This window comes from Paeniglutamicibacter sp. NPDC012692 (assembly GCF_042901625.1).
Taxonomy (GTDB): Bacteria; Actinomycetota; Actinomycetes; order Actinomycetales; family Micrococcaceae; genus Paeniglutamicibacter.
Genome location: NZ_JBIBDE010000004.1, coordinates 1 through 16842, shown reverse-complemented (window position 1 = coordinate 16842; position 16842 = coordinate 1). Strand labels below are relative to the sequence as shown.

General features: G+C 64.2%; 15 protein-coding genes and 1 pseudogene. 4 read left to right on the top strand and 12 right to left on the bottom strand.

Annotated features, from left to right (window positions below; genetic code table 11):
- Positions 1 to 59: 59 nt before the first annotated feature.
- Positions 60 to 1619, bottom strand: a complete 1560-nt coding sequence (locus ACFY5D_RS14500; protein ID WP_387531111.1) for an MFS transporter — start codon at positions 1617 to 1619, stop codon at positions 60 to 62.
- Positions 1616 to 2113 carry a MarR family winged helix-turn-helix transcriptional regulator gene (locus tag ACFY5D_RS14495; RefSeq protein ID WP_387531108.1) on the bottom strand — a complete coding sequence of 166 codons (498 nt, stop codon included), beginning with the start codon at positions 2111 to 2113 and terminating at the stop codon, positions 1616 to 1618. The genes ACFY5D_RS14500 and ACFY5D_RS14495 overlap by 4 nt, the downstream gene beginning before the upstream one ends.
- Before the next feature lie 124 nt (positions 2114 to 2237).
- On the opposite strand from ACFY5D_RS14495, the gene ACFY5D_RS14490 reads away from it, so the two are divergent.
- Positions 2238 to 3098, top strand: coding sequence for an inositol monophosphatase family protein (locus ACFY5D_RS14490; RefSeq protein ID WP_387531105.1), 861 nt, complete (start codon positions 2238 to 2240; stop codon positions 3096 to 3098).
- Here the strand turns inward: ACFY5D_RS14490 and ACFY5D_RS14485 are convergent.
- Complete coding sequence (locus tag ACFY5D_RS14485) at positions 3095 to 3928, bottom strand: hypothetical protein (RefSeq protein WP_387531102.1); 834 nt, start codon at positions 3926 to 3928, stop codon at positions 3095 to 3097. The genes ACFY5D_RS14490 and ACFY5D_RS14485 overlap by 4 nt on opposite strands.
- A gap of 90 nt (positions 3929 to 4018) precedes the next feature.
- Positions 4019 to 4510: a DUF2087 domain-containing protein gene (locus ACFY5D_RS14480; protein WP_387531099.1), complete on the bottom strand. Its 492-nt coding sequence runs from the start codon at positions 4508 to 4510 to the stop codon at positions 4019 to 4021.
- Between the two features lie 57 nt (positions 4511 to 4567).
- Here ACFY5D_RS14480 and ACFY5D_RS14475 point away from each other — a divergent pair, with 57 nt between their 5' ends.
- Positions 4568 to 4780 (top strand): hypothetical protein, encoded by a 213-nt coding sequence (locus ACFY5D_RS14475; protein WP_387531096.1) that lies wholly within the window; start codon positions 4568 to 4570, stop codon positions 4778 to 4780.
- 55 nt (positions 4781 to 4835) lie between these two features.
- Here the strand turns inward: ACFY5D_RS14475 and ACFY5D_RS14470 are convergent, their stop codons facing one another.
- From ACFY5D_RS14470 to ACFY5D_RS14440, 7 genes are all read right to left on the bottom strand, one after another.
- The gene (locus ACFY5D_RS14470) at positions 4836 to 6527 is read right to left on the bottom strand and encodes an FAD-binding dehydrogenase (RefSeq protein ID WP_387531093.1); all 1692 of its coding nucleotides are present in this window, start codon (positions 6525 to 6527) and stop codon (positions 4836 to 4838) included.
- A gap of 78 nt (positions 6528 to 6605) precedes the next feature.
- Positions 6606 to 7400 (bottom strand): IclR family transcriptional regulator, encoded by a 795-nt coding sequence (locus ACFY5D_RS14465; RefSeq protein WP_387531091.1) that lies wholly within the window; start codon positions 7398 to 7400, stop codon positions 6606 to 6608.
- A gap of 144 nt (positions 7401 to 7544) precedes the next feature.
- On the bottom strand, positions 7545 to 8015 hold the full coding sequence (locus ACFY5D_RS14460) for a nucleoside deaminase (protein ID WP_387531088.1): 471 nt from the start codon (positions 8013 to 8015) through the stop codon (positions 7545 to 7547).
- 135 nt (positions 8016 to 8150) lie between these two features.
- Positions 8151 to 9407 carry an aminopeptidase P family protein gene (locus ACFY5D_RS14455; RefSeq protein ID WP_387531085.1) on the bottom strand — a complete coding sequence of 419 codons (1257 nt, stop codon included), beginning with the start codon at positions 9405 to 9407 and terminating at the stop codon, positions 8151 to 8153.
- Between the two features lie 61 nt (positions 9408 to 9468).
- Positions 9469 to 10869, bottom strand: a complete 1401-nt coding sequence (locus ACFY5D_RS14450) for an MFS transporter (RefSeq protein ID WP_387531082.1) — start codon at positions 10867 to 10869, stop codon at positions 9469 to 9471.
- Positions 10870 to 11129: 260 nt separating this feature from the next.
- A complete protein-coding gene (locus ACFY5D_RS14445) occupies positions 11130 to 11924 on the bottom strand; it encodes a creatininase (RefSeq protein ID WP_387531079.1) in 795 nt (264 codons plus the stop codon).
- A gap of 173 nt (positions 11925 to 12097) precedes the next feature.
- On the bottom strand, positions 12098 to 13699 hold the full coding sequence (locus ACFY5D_RS14440; RefSeq protein ID WP_387531076.1) for a purine-cytosine permease family protein: 1602 nt from the start codon (positions 13697 to 13699) through the stop codon (positions 12098 to 12100).
- Positions 13700 to 13875: 176 nt separating this feature from the next.
- On the opposite strand from ACFY5D_RS14440, the gene ACFY5D_RS14435 reads away from it, so the two are divergent.
- The gene (locus ACFY5D_RS14435) at positions 13876 to 15384 is read left to right on the top strand and encodes a PucR family transcriptional regulator (protein ID WP_387531073.1); all 1509 of its coding nucleotides are present in this window, start codon (positions 13876 to 13878) and stop codon (positions 15382 to 15384) included.
- Here ACFY5D_RS14435 and ACFY5D_RS14430 read toward each other — a convergent pair.
- Positions 15381 to 16052 (bottom strand): GntR family transcriptional regulator, encoded by a 672-nt coding sequence (locus ACFY5D_RS14430; protein WP_387531070.1) that lies wholly within the window; start codon positions 16050 to 16052, stop codon positions 15381 to 15383. The two genes, ACFY5D_RS14435 and ACFY5D_RS14430, sit on opposite strands and share 4 nt — an antisense overlap.
- Before the next feature lie 164 nt (positions 16053 to 16216).
- Here ACFY5D_RS14430 and ACFY5D_RS14425 point away from each other — a divergent pair.
- A pseudogene (locus ACFY5D_RS14425) lies at positions 16217 to 16842 on the top strand (serine hydroxymethyltransferase); the annotation flags it as partial.

Here is a 16842-nt window from a genome sequence, read left to right as displayed (position 1 = left end):
CGTGCTGCCACCCGAAACAATTCGGGTGGCAGCACGCCGCATCTGGCGTAGCGCGTGACCTAGACGGTCCGGCGCAGCGGGGCTTCCTTGATGAACAGGATGCAGACCAGCGCAACCACGGCAACGGCGGCAGAGGCCATGAAGATGACGCCCGTGGCGTCGCCGAAGGCCGTCTCGTACATGACCCGCACGGCCGGCGGCATGGTCGACAAATCCAGCGATGTGCTTCCGGAGGCTACCCCGCTGGAACCGTCCGGTGAGATCAGGTGCGCGGCCGTGAGCGCGTGGATGACCAGCGAGCTGACCTTGTCGGAGAGCATCGCACCGAGCACCGCGACGCCGGCGGCCCCGCCCACCGAGCGGAAGAACGCCACGGACGAGCTGGCGGTGCCGATGTCGGTGACCTTGACGTTGTTCTGCACGGCGAGCACCAGGTTCTGCACCATGAAGCCCATGCCGACGCCGTTGAAGAACATGCCGGCGGCCAGGATCCAGTAGTTGGTGTCGTGGGACATGGTGCCCAGCAACGCCAGCGCACCGATGTTGACGCTGGCCCCGACGACCAGGAAGATCTTCCACCGGCCGTGCCGGGAAATCATCTGTCCGGAGAACACCGAGCCGAAGAGGTTGCCCAGGATCATCGGCAGGGTCATGACGCCGGCCAGTGTGGGGCTGGCCTCGCGGGCCACCTGGAAGTACTGGCCCAGGAAGGCGCCGGACCCGAACATGGCCACGCCGATGGAGACGGAGGCAATGATCGACAGCGCGGTGGTGCGCATGGCGATGATGCGCAGCGGGATGATCGGTTCCGGGACGCGACCCTCGACCCAGATCAGCAGGGCGATCAGCGCCAGCGAGCCGCCCACCATGGCGTAGGTCTGCCAGGAGTTGAACTCGAAGTAGCCGGCCTTGCCGACGTAGGACACCCAGATCAGCAGCACCGAGACGGAGACCGTCACCAGCACGGCGCCGGCCCAGTCGATGTACACCTTGCGGGCAACGTGCTTGATGTGGAGCGTCTTGTGGATCATCCACATGGAAATCAGCGCAATCGGCACGCCGATGAAGAAGGTCCAGCGCCAGCCCAGCGGCGAGTCGACGATCACGCCGCCCAACAGCGGCCCGCCGGCCGTGGCCAGCGCCATGACGCCGCCGAAGTAGCCCGAGTAGCGCCCGCGCTCGCGCGGCGGAATGACGGTGCCGATCACGGCCATGCCCATGGCGGTCAGCCCGCCCATGCCGATGCCCTGGATGACGCGGGCGCTCATGAGCATGGGGATGTTGATTGCGAACCCCGCCAGCAGGGAACCGGCGACGAAGGTCAGGATGCCGAGCTGGAGCAGCCTCTTCTTGTCGAAGAGGTCGGCCAGCTTGCCCCAGATCGGGGTGGTGGCGGCGTTGGCCAGCAGCGCCGCGGTGAGGACCCAGTTGAAGTCGGTCTGCGTGCCGTTGAGGGCGTCCATGATGGTCGGCAGTGCGATCGAAACGATGGTGGTGGCCAGCATTGCGGCGAAGAAGGCGGCAAGGACGCCGACGATGGAGCGCAGCACCTCCTTCTGATCCATCTGCGGTTGGTCGCCCTGGCGCTCGCGCGTCACGGCGGTTGACTGCTCGCTCATGCGTTTCCTTCCTGCGCAGCTTCCGCCGCTGGTGAGTTCCTGCCTTGCATCTGGTCGATGCCGGCGCGAAGTGCTTGCTGGATCCGGTTCACGGTGGCCGCGGCCTCGGCGATCTCCGTCGGCCCCCAATCCTTGAGCAGGTCGGACAGCAGGTCGGTCCGGCGCTTGTAGGCGCGGTCCACCTCGTCCTTGCCTTCCGGGGTCAGTGAGATGAGTTGGGCCCTGGCGTCGTTGCGGCACGGGGTGCGGGTCAGGAGCCCCATGGACTCCAGGTCCGAAACCTGCCGGCTCAGCGCGGCGGGCCCAATCCCGATCCACTGCGCAATGTCCGTGGCCCGCGTCGGCTGGTTTCGGTAGACGAAGAGGAGGACGCCCATGGCGGCGAAGCCGACCTTCTGGCCTCCCTCGCCCAAGTGGGCGAGCTGCCGCAGGGTGCGGTTCAGGGAGCTGACGCTCTCCACGAGTTCCAATGTTTGCGAATCACCCTGAGGCAAGGGACGGCGCTCCTTGAATAGAAATTAGTTGACCTAGGCAAATGTTGCCCTCGTCAACCATATGGGCAATTTAGTTGCTCCGTCAAACTAAATTGGTGAGATGTTTGCGACTACGCTTGATCCCGTGAGCACCGAAAACTTCAGCCCGGCCGACATTGCACTTGCCTCCCGATTGCGTTTGATAGCGCTGGAAGCGGCGCGACTTGCCGCACCGGTTTTACGTGAAGCCTTCCGCAACGACGTACAGCGCGAAAACAAGACCAACGCACACGACCTGGTCACGGCCTTCGACAGGCACAGCGAAGAAATCATCCGCACCCACCTCACCGGGGCGGAACCCGACTCGCGGGTCCTGGGCGAGGAGGGCGGCACCACGGGCGATGGAAGCATCCAGTGGATCGTGGACCCCATAGACGGAACCAGCAATTTCACGCACGGGATCGCGTTCTTCTGCATCTCGATCGCCGCGGCGCGCGACGGCGAGCTGCTAGCCGGTGTCGTGCTGGATCCGATTGCCGGCCATGAATTTACGGCGGATGCGGAGCATGCATACCTCAACGGCGAGGTCCTGGCTCCCGCTCCGCGCCCCGACCAGTCCCATGCCAACCTCATGACCGATTACCCCTCGGCGGAGGCTCTGGCCGTCGACGGCCCCCTGGGTCTGACCGAATTCGGGTCGTGGGTCACGGCCTTCGCCACGGTGCGCCGCAAGGTTTCGGCGGCCCTGGCGCTGGCTCACGTGGCCGCCGGATGGTGCGATGTCACCCTGGGCCTGGACACCAAGCCGTGGGACATTGCCGCGGGCGCATTACTGGTGCGGCGCGCAGGCGGACGCTACCTGGCATACCGCTACGATGACAAGCAGCTGCCCGACCATGCCGCGCCATGCTTCATCGCCCTGGGTCCGGGCGCGGACTATCCGGCCGCCACGGCGTCGGTCGAACGAATCATTTCCGCGCGGCGGGCCGCGGGCTTTGGCGGCTAGTGGCCCGCCATGGCGTTGAGTTCGTCGCTGACCGAATAGTCCTCGGTGTTTTCGAGCCAGGAGGCACCGATCATGCACTGGGCCTGGGCGCCGATGCCTTCGTCTTCATCCTCGATGACAAGGTAGCCCTCGGAATCGAAGACCTCGCAGCTGACCTTTCCGCTGTTGTCGCCGACGTTTGTGGCGATCACGCCGCCGAAGATGACGGATGCGTCGTGGCTTTCGGAGAACGTTCCGCGCTGGTTGCTAGTCACTGAAGCGGTCGCTTCGGTGGTGGTGAGGGAAATCTGGTACTCGCCGGTCGAGGAGGCAACGAATTCGTAGGTTTCGCTGCGATCCATGAATGTCATGAGCGTCGTGAACAGGACCGCATAGAGTATCGAAACCAGCAGCGCGAACGCGCCAGTCACCAATGCGGTCACCGAGAAGCCGCGGCGGTTCAGCCGCTTGGCGATGCCGACGATGCCGAGCACCATAGCAAGCGGACCCAGCAGGAAGGCCACGAAGCCAAAGAACGGGACAACCGAAATCGTTGCCGCCACGATGCCCGTCACCATCGCAAACGTGGTCATTCCGTGGGTGCGCTGGGGGGCGTTCCAGCCGCCGGGGCCGTATCCGTAGGTTCCATATGCCGGGTACTGACCCGGATATTGCCCCGCATACTGTCCCTGGTACTGCCCTTGGTAATAGCCCGGAGGCGGGGTCTGCCCCGTGGATCCGTCCCGGTACTGGCCGGGGTATTGGCCAGTGTATTGCCCGCCGCCGTATCCCTGCTGGTTCCACGACTCGTGGTTCGAGCCACCGCCTGGCGCGGTATTCGGGTCGGACATTTGGCTCCTTGAACGGAAGGGAAAGGCGTGCTGATCGCCCTGCGGCTCTAGAAAGAAATTACCCGCTTCTTGGAGCTTGGCACAATCCCGCTAGTCCGAACCATCACTCAAGCGATAAACGGATCCATCCGGGCGACGAAGGAGCACTCCGTAATCAACCAGGTACCGGCGCAGCAGCACCGCGTCGTCGGCAATTTCTTCGAGCCGCAGGGTCAAGTCGGGTTCGTTGATTTCCTCGCCGTGCTTCATCACCCGCGACCCGATTGAACGCAACAGGGAAAGGCGTTCTCCGTAGTTTTTGGGGTACCGATCGATGCGGCCGTCGGCATCGAGGAAACGGTCGATCCCCTCCTTGGGCATGCTCGAGGCGCCGACCGACAAGGTACGCGCATAAACGCCGGCATCCACCAGGCCCTCGTTGGTGAGCAGGCCCGCGGCCTGCAGGTTTTTCTCGGCCTTGGCCTGCCGCGCCGGCGGCAGATCCCCGGTGATTCCCAATACGGCTTGGGCGTAGGCCCTGCGCGTTTCCTCATTGGCCAGGGCGCCGAATACCTGCCGCCAGTCGGCCGTCGATTCGCTCATTGATTCCTTCACTGTTTTTCCCTCGTTTTTCCAATTCTTCGGGCATACCCTGAGGGTATGGCTACTCTATTTCATCGAAATGCACAGGCCGCCGTGCACCACCACGGTGGCGGATCACTCATCCTCGGCGGCATCATCGCCGCATTGCTGTTCGGGGTGTTCGCTATTTTCCTGGCCAGCAACAACGGCACATGGACGCCCATGCTGATAGGCGTTTCTTTCGGCATCTCGGCGGCCCTCTTTGGAACGGTGTACCACTTCACTCACTGACCCCGTTCCAAAGCCACCACGCCGACCGGGAAAACTCCCGATCGGCGTGGTTTTCCTATGTCCTGCCGACCGCTGCGGCCCGCTCTTGCGACGCCGCCGCCCGTCCGGCAGACCGCCCGCTGAACAGGCAGCCGCCCAGGAACGTTCCCTCGAGCGCGCGATAGCCGTGGCAACCGCCGCCGCCGAATCCGGCGGCTTCCCCCGCCGCATACAGTCCCGGCACCGGCTCCCCCTCGGAATTCAGGACGCGGGAGTCCAAATCCGTGTTGAGGCCGCCCAGAGACTTGCGGGTCAGGATGTTCAATCGGACGGCAACCAGCGGGCCGGCCTTGGGATCGGTCAACGGATGCGGCTTGACGCTGCGAACAAGCTTGTCCCCCACGTAGTTTCGCGCGCTGGTGACCGCGGAAATCTGCCCGTCCTTGCCGAAGGCGTTCTGGACGGCGGAATCCCGCGCGGCGACCACGGCGGCAACCGATGCTGCGTCCAGCAGATCATCGCCGGTGAGCTCGTTCATCTTCTTCACGAGTTCGTCGAGGTTCGGCGCCTGCACGAAGTCCTCTCCGTGGTCCAGGAAGGCCTGCACGGGGTCCGGCACGTCCACCTTGGCCCTCGCCAGCACCGCGCGCACGTCCTTTCCCGTCAGGTCCGGGTTTTGCTCGCTGCCCGAGAGCGCAAACTCCTTGCCGATGATACGCCGGTTGAGGATGAACCAGCTGTAGTCGTGGCCGGTGCCGCGCAGGTGTTCCAGGGTGCCGAGAGTGTCGAACCCCGGCCACAGCGGATCCGGCAGTCGCTTGCCCGTGGCATCGATCCATAGGGAACTCGGCCCGGGCAGGATGCGGATCCCGTGGTTGCGCCACACGGGGTTCCAGTTGGCGATGCCCTCGGTATAGTGCCACATCCGATCGCCGTTGACCAGCCGTCCGCCGGCGCGCTCGGCGATGTCCAGCCCGCGCCCGTCGACGTGTGCGGGGACGCCGGCGACCATGTGTTTTGGCGCCTCGCCCAGGCGTTCGGGCCAGGCGGCCCTGACCTTGTCGATGTTGCCGCCGATGCCGCCGGTGGCGACAATGACGGCAGGGGCGAAGTACTCAAACGTGCCGGTCGCGTTGCGGTTAGTGGCCACCCCGCGTTCGGCGTCATCGGGTTCGAGCAGGGTGCCGCGCACGCCGCCCACGACATCCTCGGACATGACCAGCTCGTCGAGTTGGTGGCGCCACAGCATTGTCAGTTGCCCCTTGGCGACGGCCGTTTTTGCGGCCTTGGCGAACGGCTCGACGATCCCGGGACCGGTCCCCCAAGTAATGTGGAATCGCGGGACCGAGTTTCCGGGCCCCTGCGCCCCGGCGCCGCCGCGCTCCGCCCAGCCGACGACCGGGAAGAACCTGACGCCGCGCTCGCGCAGCCACGCGCGCTTTCCGCCGGCAGCCCAGTGCACGTAGGCCTTGGCCCACTCCCGGGGCCAATGGTCTTCCTCGCGGTCGAAGCCCGCCGTCCCGAACCAGTCCCTCAGCGCCAGCTCTTCGGAGTCCTTGACTCCCAGCCGGCGTTGCTCGGGCGAGTCGACGAGGAAGATCCCGCCGAAGCTCCAGTGGGCCTGGGCCCCGAGGTTCGCCTCGGATTCCTGATCGATCAGCAGCACCCGGCGGCCCGCGTTGACCGCCTCGGTCGCGGCAACCAGCCCGGAAAGGCCCGCGCCAACGACAATGACATCAAAGTTTTTCGAATGTGGTGTGTGCGCCATGACCCCACCCTACCGAATGGTAATCCCGATCACACCAGGTCTCGGTCCGGCTCAGGCCTCCTCGCAGCCACGAAGGGACTACGCGGACTGGGCACCCATTCGCATGCTGATCTGCTGTGCCGCACGAATGCACGCCATGCCCAGGTCGTGGAGCTGTTCCTTGGAAACCCGGTAGAAGGGTGCGGCGATCATGGCGCAGGCAACGACCCTGCCCCGGTGGTCGTAGATCGGGGCGGCAACGCCGACCTCGTCGCTTGAGGTTTCCCCGTGGTTCGCCGCATAGCCCTGCGCACGGACCTCCCCGAGTCGAGCCATGTATGCGTCCCGCGCATCGGCGGTGTTGTCGGGCAGGACGACGCCGCCGGATTCCAGCAGGTCCCGGGCCGCCTGCGCACCCTCGTTAGCGAGGAACACCTGCACCGAGGCGCTGAGCGCCGTGTTGTAGCGGCTGCCCATGACGGAGGTGTGCTTGACCTGGTGCACACTGGCAATTTGCTCGACGGATACGGATTCGGCCCCGTCCCAGATGTTGAGCACGGCAGTTTCGCCGGTCGCCTGGGCCAGTTCCTTGAGGATCGGGAAGGCGATGCGTCGCACGTCGAGGTTGGCCAACAACGGCCCGGCCACGGCGATGAGCCCCAGACCGAGGCTGTACTTGCGCGTGTTCTCGTCGCGGGCCACGATGCGTTCCTGCTCAAGCGTCGCCAGGATCCGCGAAATGCTCGACTTGTGGAGACCGACCCGGGCCGCGATTTCGGTGACACCCAGCACGGGATGCTCGACGGTAAAGCACCGCAGGACATCGATCACGTTGACGATGACCGAGGCGCCGCGGGATTCCGTGGCATTGGATTCGGTCGGCTGGGCAGCCATCTGTACTCCTAGGTGGGATCCGGTGGATATGGGCAACGCTGCTGAACGGGGTTTGATTCGTTCACGTTGACGTTACCGCGATTTGCGGGCGGGTAGGGCCAGCCCTGTTGCGACGCTGGTATCTTGTCGCATTCCCGCCAAGTTTCAGTCGTTTTCGGGAACGCCGATGTCCTCGTTCCACAGGCTCGGGCTCTCGGCGATGAACTGCCCCATGAGGGCCGTGGCCTCGGCGTCGTCGATCAGCACCACCTCGACCCCGCGGTCCCGGAGGAGCTCGAGTTCCCCGTCGAAGTTCTTGTTTTCGCCCACGACCACGCGCGGAATGCCGAACAGGATGATGGCACCGGAGCACAGCGCACAGGGTGCCAGCGTCGAGTACAGGGTGGTTCCCGCGTACGAGGCGCGGCGGCCGACGTTGCGCAGGCAGTCGATCTCCCCGTGGGACGTGGGATCCCCGTTCTGGACCCGCCGGTTGTGTCCGCTGCCGATCCGCGTCCCGCCCTCGAAGAGGCTGGAGCCGATGGGAACGCCGCCCTCGGCGGCGCCCAGCCGGGCTTCCTCAAGCGCAAGTGCGTAGCCCGCGCGGTCGTGCTCGTGTAATGCCTGCTGGTTCATGGTCTGCACTCCCTGGTTCAGATGGTCTTGGTCAACGGTACTCGGCGGCACCGGCCCTTGGCGGGCCGCATGGCGAATCCCGGTTAAAATCCAAGGTGGGTGGCGTCCCTTGGAACGCCACCCACAGGGTGTTGCCTAGCGGTCGATGATGTTGTTCTCCGGACCGAAGCCGAACTTGGTGATGTTCTCTACGCTGTTGTCTTCCCCGATGACCAGGATGTCGTGCTCGCGGTAGCCGCCGGCACCCGGCTCGCCGTCGAGCACGGTGATCATCGGTTCCATGGAAACCACCATGCCCGGCTCGAGGACCGTGTCGATGTCCTCGCGCAGCTCCAGGCCCGCCTCGCGGCCGTAGTAGTGCGACAGGACGCCGAAGGAGTGGCCGTAGCCGAAGGTGCGGTTAGGCAGCAGGCCGTGGCCGATGTAGATCTCGTTGAGCTCCGCGGCGATGTCCTTGCAGACCGCGCCGGGCTTGATCAGTTCCAGGCCGCGCTTGTGCACCTCGACGTTGACGTTCCACAGTTCCAGGCTGCGCTCGTCCGGCTCGCCGAGGAACAGGGTGCGCTCGAGGGCGGTGTAGTAGCCCGAGGTCATCGGGAAGCAGTTCAGCGAGAGGATGTCGCCGCGCTGCAGCTTGCGGGTGGTGGCCCAGTTGTGGGCTCCGTCGGTGTTGATGCCGGACTGGAACCAGACCCAGGTGTCGCGCACTTCGCGGTCCGGGAAGGTCTTGGCGATCTCGTGGACCATGGCCTCGGTGCCGATGAGGGCGACCTCGTACTCGGTGATGCCCTCGCGGATGGCGGCCTTGATGGCCTCGCCGCCCAGGTCGCCGATGCGTGCACCATGCTTGATGACCTCGATCTCCTCCGCGGACTTGATCATGCGCTGGCGCATGGCGTCCTGCGAGACATCCACCAGGGTGGCGCCGCCGAAGGCGTCCTGGATGCGCTGGCGGGTCAGCACCGGCAGGGCGTCGTCCTCGACGCCAAGGCGGGATGCCTTGACGCCGGCGCGGCGCAGGGCCTCCTGCAGGCCGAAGTAGAAGTTGTCGCGCTGCCAGTCGGTGTAGACGATGTTGTCGCCGTAGCTGGTGCGCCACGGCATGCCGGCGTCGATGTTGGCGGTGATCGTGACCGACTCGTTGGCGGTGACGACCAGTGCGTAGTTGCGGCCGAAGGTCGTGTAGAGGAAGTCGGAGTAGTACTTGATGCCGTGGTAGCTGGTGAGGATGACCGCGTCGAGGTCCTTGGCTGCCATGATCCGGCGTAGTCCGGCAAGGCGGCGCTCGAACTCGGCGTCGGAGAAGGTCAGTTTCTGCTTGGTGCCGTTGTGCAGGGTCTTCAGTCGCTCAAGCTCGGAAACGTTGGTTGCGGTTGCCGGTGTAATGGTCATGATTTTCTCCTGTGTTCTTGATGTTTGGTGTTGTTGTGCGGGAAGAAGGTCTGAGGTGGGCCTAGGCCAGCGGCTTCTTGCTGGTTTCCACCGAGCAGGCGACGGCGATCAGGGAAATGACCGCGGCGCCCATGAGGTACCAGCCGGGGGCCAGCACGGTGCCGGAGGTGGCAATCAGGACGGTTGCCACGAATGGCGCCGTGCCGCCGAACAGGGCGTTTGAGAGGTTGAAGCTCACGGCGAATCCGGAGTAGCGAACCCGGGTGGGGAACATTTCGGCCAGGTAGCTGGGCAGGGTTCCGTCGTTGAGGCTTAGCATCGCTCCGAGCATGATCTGCACCAGCACGATGATGAGGAAGTTGCCGGTTTCCAGCAGCATGAATGCGGGAACCGTGAGCAGCACGAACAGGATCGATGCCGTCATCAGGACCTTTTTGCGGCCCAGACGGTCCGAGAGCATTCCCATCAGGAAAATGAAGCCGATGTAGGTGGCAAGTGCCACGGTGGTGGCAACGTATGCCGCCGTCTGGGACAGCCCGATGTTTTCGTGTAGGTGCGTGGGCATGAAGCTGAGGATCAGGTAGAAACCCACGGCATTGAGCAGGACCGCGCCAACGGCCTGGATGAGTTGGCGCCAGTGGTTCTTGAACAGCGCGCTGACCGGGGCCTTGACCGCGTCATCTTCCTTTGCAAGCTCCTTGAAGACCGGGGAGTCCTCGAGCTTGGTGCGGATGTAGCGCCCGATCAGGCCCATGGGTGCGGCCAGCAGGAACGGCAAGCGCCAGCCCCAGGATTCCATCTGCTCGGTTTCCAGCATTGAGGTAAGCAATCCAGCCAGCAGCGAGCCCAACAGCAGGCCGGTCGCCGTGCTGGCCGGAACGACTGCGGCGTATAGGCCGCGGCGGTTGGCCGGTGCGTATTCCACCAGGAAGGCCGAGGCCCCTGCATATTCGCCGGAAGCCGAGAAGCCCTGGACGACACGGACGATGAGCAGCAGGATCGGTGCCCAGATTCCAATGGTTGCGTAGGAAGGAATCAGTGCGATGCAGAAGGTCGCGGCGGACATGATCAGGATCGACCAGGACAGTGCCTCGCGCCGGCCGAACTTGTCGCCAAGGTGCCCCCAGACGAATCCGCCCAGCGGGCGGATCAGGAACGAAATCGCGAACAGTGCGAAGGTGAGCATCAGGCCGGTTGTCGGGTCCGTTTCGGGGAAGAACACCGCGGTGATGGTGACGGCCAGGTAGCCATAGACCGCATAGTCGAACCATTCAACGAAGTTGCCGATGAAGCTTGCGGCAACGACCTTGTTGCGGGTCTTGCGTCCGACACCGGACGGGTCGGGTCGTTCCTGGCCGCTGAGCGTAGGGCCAAGGTCGATGCGTGGATCTGTGGTGAGAGAGGTCGTTGCAGAACGCTCGGAGGCGGGGGTGCCGGCCGGGGTGTTGTTGCTCTGATTCATTGGGATTACCACCAGAAGGAATTGGAGTTGCATTCATTGCAACGCTGTTGCATTCACTGTATTTGTGTCCCCCGTCACTGTCAAGGGTTCAATTTGACCTGCATCACACTCGACATTCCCGGTGCCAAAAAGGTTGGGCGCCCGGTTTCCCGGGCGCCCAACCTTTTTGGCACAGATGACCCACGGGCCCTCTTTCGGCCCCGTTTCCACGTGCCGCAGCGACCCTTGCGACGCAAGGTCACGGGCGAGCCACAACTGCGCTATTTGATTCCATGGACCTCCACTGGCAGCGAGTACTCGGCCTCGATGGCCCGGGCCACACCGCTGGTCACTGCGTCCAGGAGAAGCTGCCCGCGCTCGGCACTGGCACCGATCGGCGAGGACAGGCACCCGCTGGCCGGGGTGAGCGCCGGGTCCTCGGGGAAGACGTCGTAGGGCTTCAGCTGCGCCGGCGGGTGGTCGACGGCACGGGACATGTCGACCTTTTCCGGATGCAGCAGCAGCATGAGGGAGGTCTCCAGCACCCCGCCATGCTCGATGTCCCAACCCAGGAAGCCATCGGGGAAGACTCTTTCCAGAGTTTCCTCATCCACGAAATCCCAGTAGGAAAGCAGCATGGCTCGTGCATCCAACCCGGCTTCCAGGGCGCGGCCCACGGCGATCTCCAAGCCCTCGTAAATGAATTGGTAGTTTTCGAAATGGCCATTGAGGATGACCACCTTCGTGAATCCCTGGCCGATGAAGGAACGGGCAATGTCCTCGATCTGGCCGCTGAGCGTTGCCCCGCTCAGGCTCGTGGTTCCGATCCGGTGGTTTCCTCCCCCGGAGCGCGGCTGCGACTTGTACCCGTAGGCGAACGTCGGGGCCACCAAGGCGCCAAGCTTCCGGGCCACCTCCGCGGCGATGGCGCGCGACAGCATTGCGTCGACGCCCAGCGGCATATGCGGCCCGTGTTGCTCGGTGGCGCCGGTCGGGATGACCACCGTCGCATGGGGTTGTGCTACATATGCGGCGTAGGTATCGGCATCGATATCTTCGAGAAAGACCGACTGCATCGGATTACTCCTTGTAATTTTGGCGCGAGTGCATTGGCCCTTGGCCTGCCTCGCGCGTCGCGCAATGAATGGGAAAACGGACTAGGAAAACTGCTGCAAGTGAAGTGGGCCCCACGGCGGTCCTTACCGCCATGGGGCCCACTACGCTCGGTCGATTGCTACGAAGTTGGTTGCTACGAACCGATCCCGTGCTTCGCCGGATCCGCGTCGTCGGCCGGTCTGTGGCTAGCCGCCACCGGCTCGTCGTCGATGCGCTGCTCGGACCTCAGGAACTCGGCACTGCCGTGCTCCGTGATGAACTCCGCGTCGGAGCAGTCAAGCTTCAGGCCCAGCGGCACGCCCTGTTCGATGCGGGACTTGAATCGGCTGTAGCCCAATGCGTAGTACAGTCCGGCGCTGGTGGCGGTCCCCGCCAACCAGGAGAAGTCGATGCCGCCGACGGCGGTGGCAATCGGGCCCTGAAGCTCCGGAATCGACCCGTACATGCACATCCAGGTCATCAGGATGCCACCGGCGAAGGCAATGAATGCCGCGGGGTTGAAGGACTTGAGCTTCGTCGACTTGGGATCGAGGAACAGGTAGGAGAAGTCCTTGTGGCGGCGCTCGAAGACGAAGTAGTGGACGGCCATGATGCCGCCCCAGGTGGCCACCCAGGCCGCGATGGCGATGATCCAGTTGTGCAGGACCTCGGCGAAATCATGGGCGAAGAGGAACGCAATGACCGCGGCCATGGACAGGAAGCCGACCATGATCGAGAGCTTCTTGCGGGAGATGTTGATGTCCAGCGCCTGCGTGGCAACACCGAAGGTGTACATGTTGATGATGTTGGTGGCGATCGGCCCGTGGATGACCAGAAGGATCACCGGGATCGACAGCGTGCCGAAGCTTTCGACGATGAGTTGACCGGGGTCGGCGGTGCCGTTCTTGGTCGCGAGGCTCGCCCCCAAGATTCCAAGCCACACGACGGGAAGGAACTGGCCGAGGACGCTGACAATGTAGAGCTTGTGCGGCTTGATGCGCTTGGACACGAATCGGGAGTAGTCGGGTGCATAGGTGAACCAGCCGATGCCCCAGCCGATGCCGATGGCGGTCATGATCGAGGACATGGCCGCGATGCGCGGCATGCCGGTGAGGACTTCGCCGACCGGGCCCTGGTAGCTCCAGTCGATGTCCAGCTGGGTCCAGGCCAGGATCGACATGGCGATGAGCACCAGGATCGTCGGCGGCATGGTGATGCGCTCGAAACGCGCGATGGCCTTGTAGCCGCGGTAGCAGATGGCCACCTGGATGGACATGATGACCGCCGCGGTCGCAATGCGCCAACCCATGTTGCTTGCGGTCGGATCCACCCAGCCGATCATGCCAAACAGCGCCATGATCAGGTCCAGGATGACCCAGGTGTTGACCGCGGACCAGCCAATGGCAATGACCGCCTGGATGGCTGCCGGAAGGTATGCGCCGCGGCGACCGAAGGCCCCGCGGGCAAGCAGCATGCCCGTGGCGCCCGTCTTTTGACCGAGGATCACGAAGAACCCGAACCCGAGCATGCCGATGACGTTTCCGGCGATCAGCACCGTCAGGGTATCGGCCAGGCCCAGACCCAAGTGGATTCCGAGCGCCCCGAGGATCCAGTTGATGGGAGCGACGTTGGCGCCCGCCCAGATCCAGAACTGCCCGGATAGCTTGGTGGTTCGGGCCGATTCCGGGATCGGCTGCAGGGAGTCCTCGACCTCATGGGTCACACTTTCAGATGAACTGGCAACATCTCTACTCATTGGTTCACTCTCTCGACTGCGGGGGTTCGACAAGAACTTATCCACAAGCCTAGGAGTGATCCACGCCACTAGATACACTCGAAATGTATATAACTTCGCCCTATCGAGTGACAGATTGTCACCCGCTCGATCAGCGAAAAACCGGACACCAAATAGTTTCAATCGAGGAGTGACGCATGCTTTTGCCGCTGCAGGACGTACTGGACAGCCCGCTTTTCCTCAAGGCACGACCGCAAGTCCTGGCGGGTGCAACGTTCATCGAACAGACGGGCGTCCGGTGGGTGCATTCGAGCGAGGTTTTGCAGATTGCACCGCTCCTGCGGGGCGAGGAGTTGCTGCTCAGCGGGGGCCAAGCGCTGCTTAAGTTACGCCACGAGGCACAGGTCCAGTACGTCCAGAGCCTCGCCGACAGGAACGTCGCGGCGCTTGCCATCGAAACGGCCGGGCTGGCCAAGGGCATTGGGCCACGGCTCATCGAAGCCGCCGAGGACGCCGGCCTGCCCTTGATCGAACTGCGGGTAACCGTTCCCTTCGTGGAAATGGCCGAGGCCATCAACCGCATCATCGTCTCGCAGCAGGCACTGGCGCTGCAGCGCGCCGACGCAATCTCCCAACGCCTGGCACAGCACATCGCCACCGCAGGGCCGAACCTTGCGCCGCTTGTCATGCTGATCGCGGAGGCCCTGTCGGTCAATGCGCACCTGGTGGACCTGGCCGGCGTCCCGCTGGCCACGAGCCGAACCATCCCCGAAGAAGACGAAGCCCTGGAAATCATCTCGGACATTTTCGTCAGCGACGTGGTTGCCGCGAGGCTCCACCTGCACAGCCCGCGCGAGACGGACCGCGAGCTGCTCACAACCATCGCCGAGCGGCTGGGCAGCATCCTTGCCCTGGCGCTGGCCCAGCACCACCGGCCAACCCGCTCCCAGATCGCCGACTCGGCACTCATCCAGGCGATCATCCGAAACTCGAGCGCGCCCGAGATCCGCGAACTGAGCACGCAGGTCGGACTGCCCGTGACGGCGCCCGTGGCGATCATCATTTTCCGGAGCGTCGAGCTGGGGCGCATTCGCGGCGCGCTCGAAAGGATCCTGCGAAGGCACAGTCCGGAAATCAAGACCTACATGGATTCGGAGTACCTTTACGGAATCGTCCCGCTGAACCCCGATTCCCCGCGCCGTGATCGCAGGCGCCTTCTGGAGCTGATGCGGGCCGACATCCACCCGCTGGCCGTCCAAGGCGTGATGGGTCCGGGCGTGCACGACGCCACTCACGGTTCTTGGTCGCTGCGCGAGGCGCTGCTTGCCGAACACCTGGTGAGCAGCATGCCGCATGCCGGCGGGCTCAGGGACTGCGACGACGTCGTCCTGGAACGGTTCTGCGCCCGTGAACTCGACGGTGACGGCGTTTACCGGTTCACCCGGGAACTGCTTTCCGAGCTCCTGGAACACGACGCCCAGCGCGGAAGCAACCTGGTCAAGACCCTTGAAACATGGTTGACCTCGGGCTGCAATTCAACGGCGACGGCCACCGCCCTCTTCCTCGAACGCCAGACCCTGCACAAGCGGCTCAACAAGATCTTCGAGATCCTGGGCGGGGACCCGCGCGGCACCTCGCGCATGGCGGCGCTGCACCTGGCCACGAAACTCGCGCGAAACACCTTCGAGCCGGTGCAGAAACCCTAAAGGACGGCCCGGATGGTCTGCTCGAAACTGGAGATGTGCCCGAGCGCCAGGTCCGCGGCATCGTCGGCACGGCCCTCGACAATGGCATCGAGCAGGGCAACGTGCTCATCGATGTGCCCCGCCACCGACGGAACCTTGTCGAGCACCAGGCACCAGATGCGGGTGGCCAGGTTGTCCAGTCGGATCAACGTGTCCTCGAGGTGCGGATTGCCGGCCGCCTTGTAGATCAGTCGGTGCACGTTGAGGTCGAAGGCCATGAGCCCGCGCTTGTCCACGGCGGACTCCCCCAGGCCTTCGATTTCCCGCGCCAACGCGGCCAGTTCCCGGCGACTCTGGTCCGACGCGCTTTGCGCCGCCTTGCGCGCCGCCAGCGGCTCGAGGACCCGACGGAGTTCCGAGACGTCGGCCAGCTCGGTGATGTCCACGATGGTGGCGAAAGTGCCCCGACGCGGATAGGAGACCACCAGGTGGTCGGTCTCCAGGCGCTTGAGCGCCTCGCGCACCGGGGTGCGGCCTATGCCCAGCTCGAGGGCCAGCTGGCCGTCGTTGATCGGTTCGCCGGGACGGATGTCAAGCATGATGAGGCGGTCGCGGATGTCGCGGTAGGCCTGTTCCGCCAAGGAAACCGGAGCTTCGGAGAGCTCTGCGGGGATTGCGATGTTGCTCATCTGACGACTCCTTAGCGTGGAAAATACGGGAAACATCTTAGTTCGGGTGCCGTTGCGACTTCTTCCGGCAGAGCCATTGACAGTATGTGATCCCCATCATAGCATTGCAACCAGTTCTGATATATCAATCATCAACAACTTGTACTTCAAGGAGTGAAGACTGGATGGCACCCACGAAAACCGCGCTCGTCGAGTCGGCGTTGACCGAGAGCATTGCGAGCCTTGATCCGGAGATTGCGGAGCGCATCGACGCGGAGCTGGCCCGCCAGCAGCGCGGCCTGGAAATGATCGCCTCGGAGAACCACACGGCCCTGGCCGTCATGCAGGCCCAGGGCTCGGTGCTCACCAACAAGTACGCCGAGGGCTACCCGGGACGCCGCTACTACGGCGGCTGCGAGGAGGTCGACGTCGTCGAGACCCTCGCCATCGAGCGCGTGAAGTCGCTCTTCGGCGCGGACTTCGCCAACGTGCAGCCGCACTCCGGCGCGCAGGCCAACGCCTCGGTGATGCACGCGCTGATCCGCCCGGGCGACACCATCATGGGCCTGAACCTGGCCCACGGCGGCCACCTGACCCACGGCATGAAGATCAACTTCTCCGGCCGCCTCTACAACATCGTCCCGTACGGTGTCGAGGAGGACACCCTGGTCATCGACATGGACAAGGTCGAGGCCTTGGCCATCGAGCACCAGCCGAAGATGATCGTCGCCGGCTGGTCCGCCTACCCGCGCCAGCTCGACTTCGCGCGGTTCCGCGAGATCGCCGACAAGGTCGGCGCGTACCTGTTCGT

Excerpts from the sequence above, each read along its gene's own strand:
- ACFY5D_RS14465 (WP_387531091.1), bottom strand. The coding sequence starts at position 7,400 with ATGGCTGCCCAGCCGACCGAATCCAATGCCACGGAATCCCGCGGCGCC.
- ACFY5D_RS14440 (WP_387531076.1), bottom strand. The coding sequence starts at position 13,699 with ATGAGTAGAGATGTTGCCAGTTCATCTGAAAGTGTGACCCATGAGGTC.
- ACFY5D_RS14435 (WP_387531073.1), top strand. The coding sequence starts at position 13,876 with ATGCTTTTGCCGCTGCAGGACGTACTGGACAGCCCGCTTTTCCTCAAG.
- ACFY5D_RS14500 (WP_387531111.1), bottom strand. The coding sequence starts at position 1,619 with ATGAGCGAGCAGTCAACCGCCGTGACGCGCGAGCGCCAGGGCGACCAA.
- ACFY5D_RS14475 (WP_387531096.1), top strand. The coding sequence starts at position 4,568 with ATGGCTACTCTATTTCATCGAAATGCACAGGCCGCCGTGCACCACCAC.
- ACFY5D_RS14470 (WP_387531093.1), bottom strand. The coding sequence starts at position 6,527 with ATGGCGCACACACCACATTCGAAAAACTTTGATGTCATTGTCGTTGGC.
- ACFY5D_RS14460 (WP_387531088.1), bottom strand. The coding sequence starts at position 8,015 with ATGAACCAGCAGGCATTACACGAGCACGACCGCGCGGGCTACGCACTT.
- ACFY5D_RS14480 (WP_387531099.1), bottom strand. The coding sequence starts at position 4,510 with ATGAGCGAATCGACGGCCGACTGGCGGCAGGTATTCGGCGCCCTGGCC.
- ACFY5D_RS14455 (WP_387531085.1), bottom strand. The coding sequence starts at position 9,407 with ATGACCATTACACCGGCAACCGCAACCAACGTTTCCGAGCTTGAGCGA.
- ACFY5D_RS14430 (WP_387531070.1), bottom strand. The coding sequence starts at position 16,052 with ATGAGCAACATCGCAATCCCCGCAGAGCTCTCCGAAGCTCCGGTTTCC.
- ACFY5D_RS14485 (WP_387531102.1), bottom strand. The coding sequence starts at position 3,928 with ATGTCCGACCCGAATACCGCGCCAGGCGGTGGCTCGAACCACGAGTCG.
- ACFY5D_RS14450 (WP_387531082.1), bottom strand. The coding sequence starts at position 10,869 with ATGAATCAGAGCAACAACACCCCGGCCGGCACCCCCGCCTCCGAGCGT.
- ACFY5D_RS14445 (WP_387531079.1), bottom strand. The coding sequence starts at position 11,924 with ATGCAGTCGGTCTTTCTCGAAGATATCGATGCCGATACCTACGCCGCA.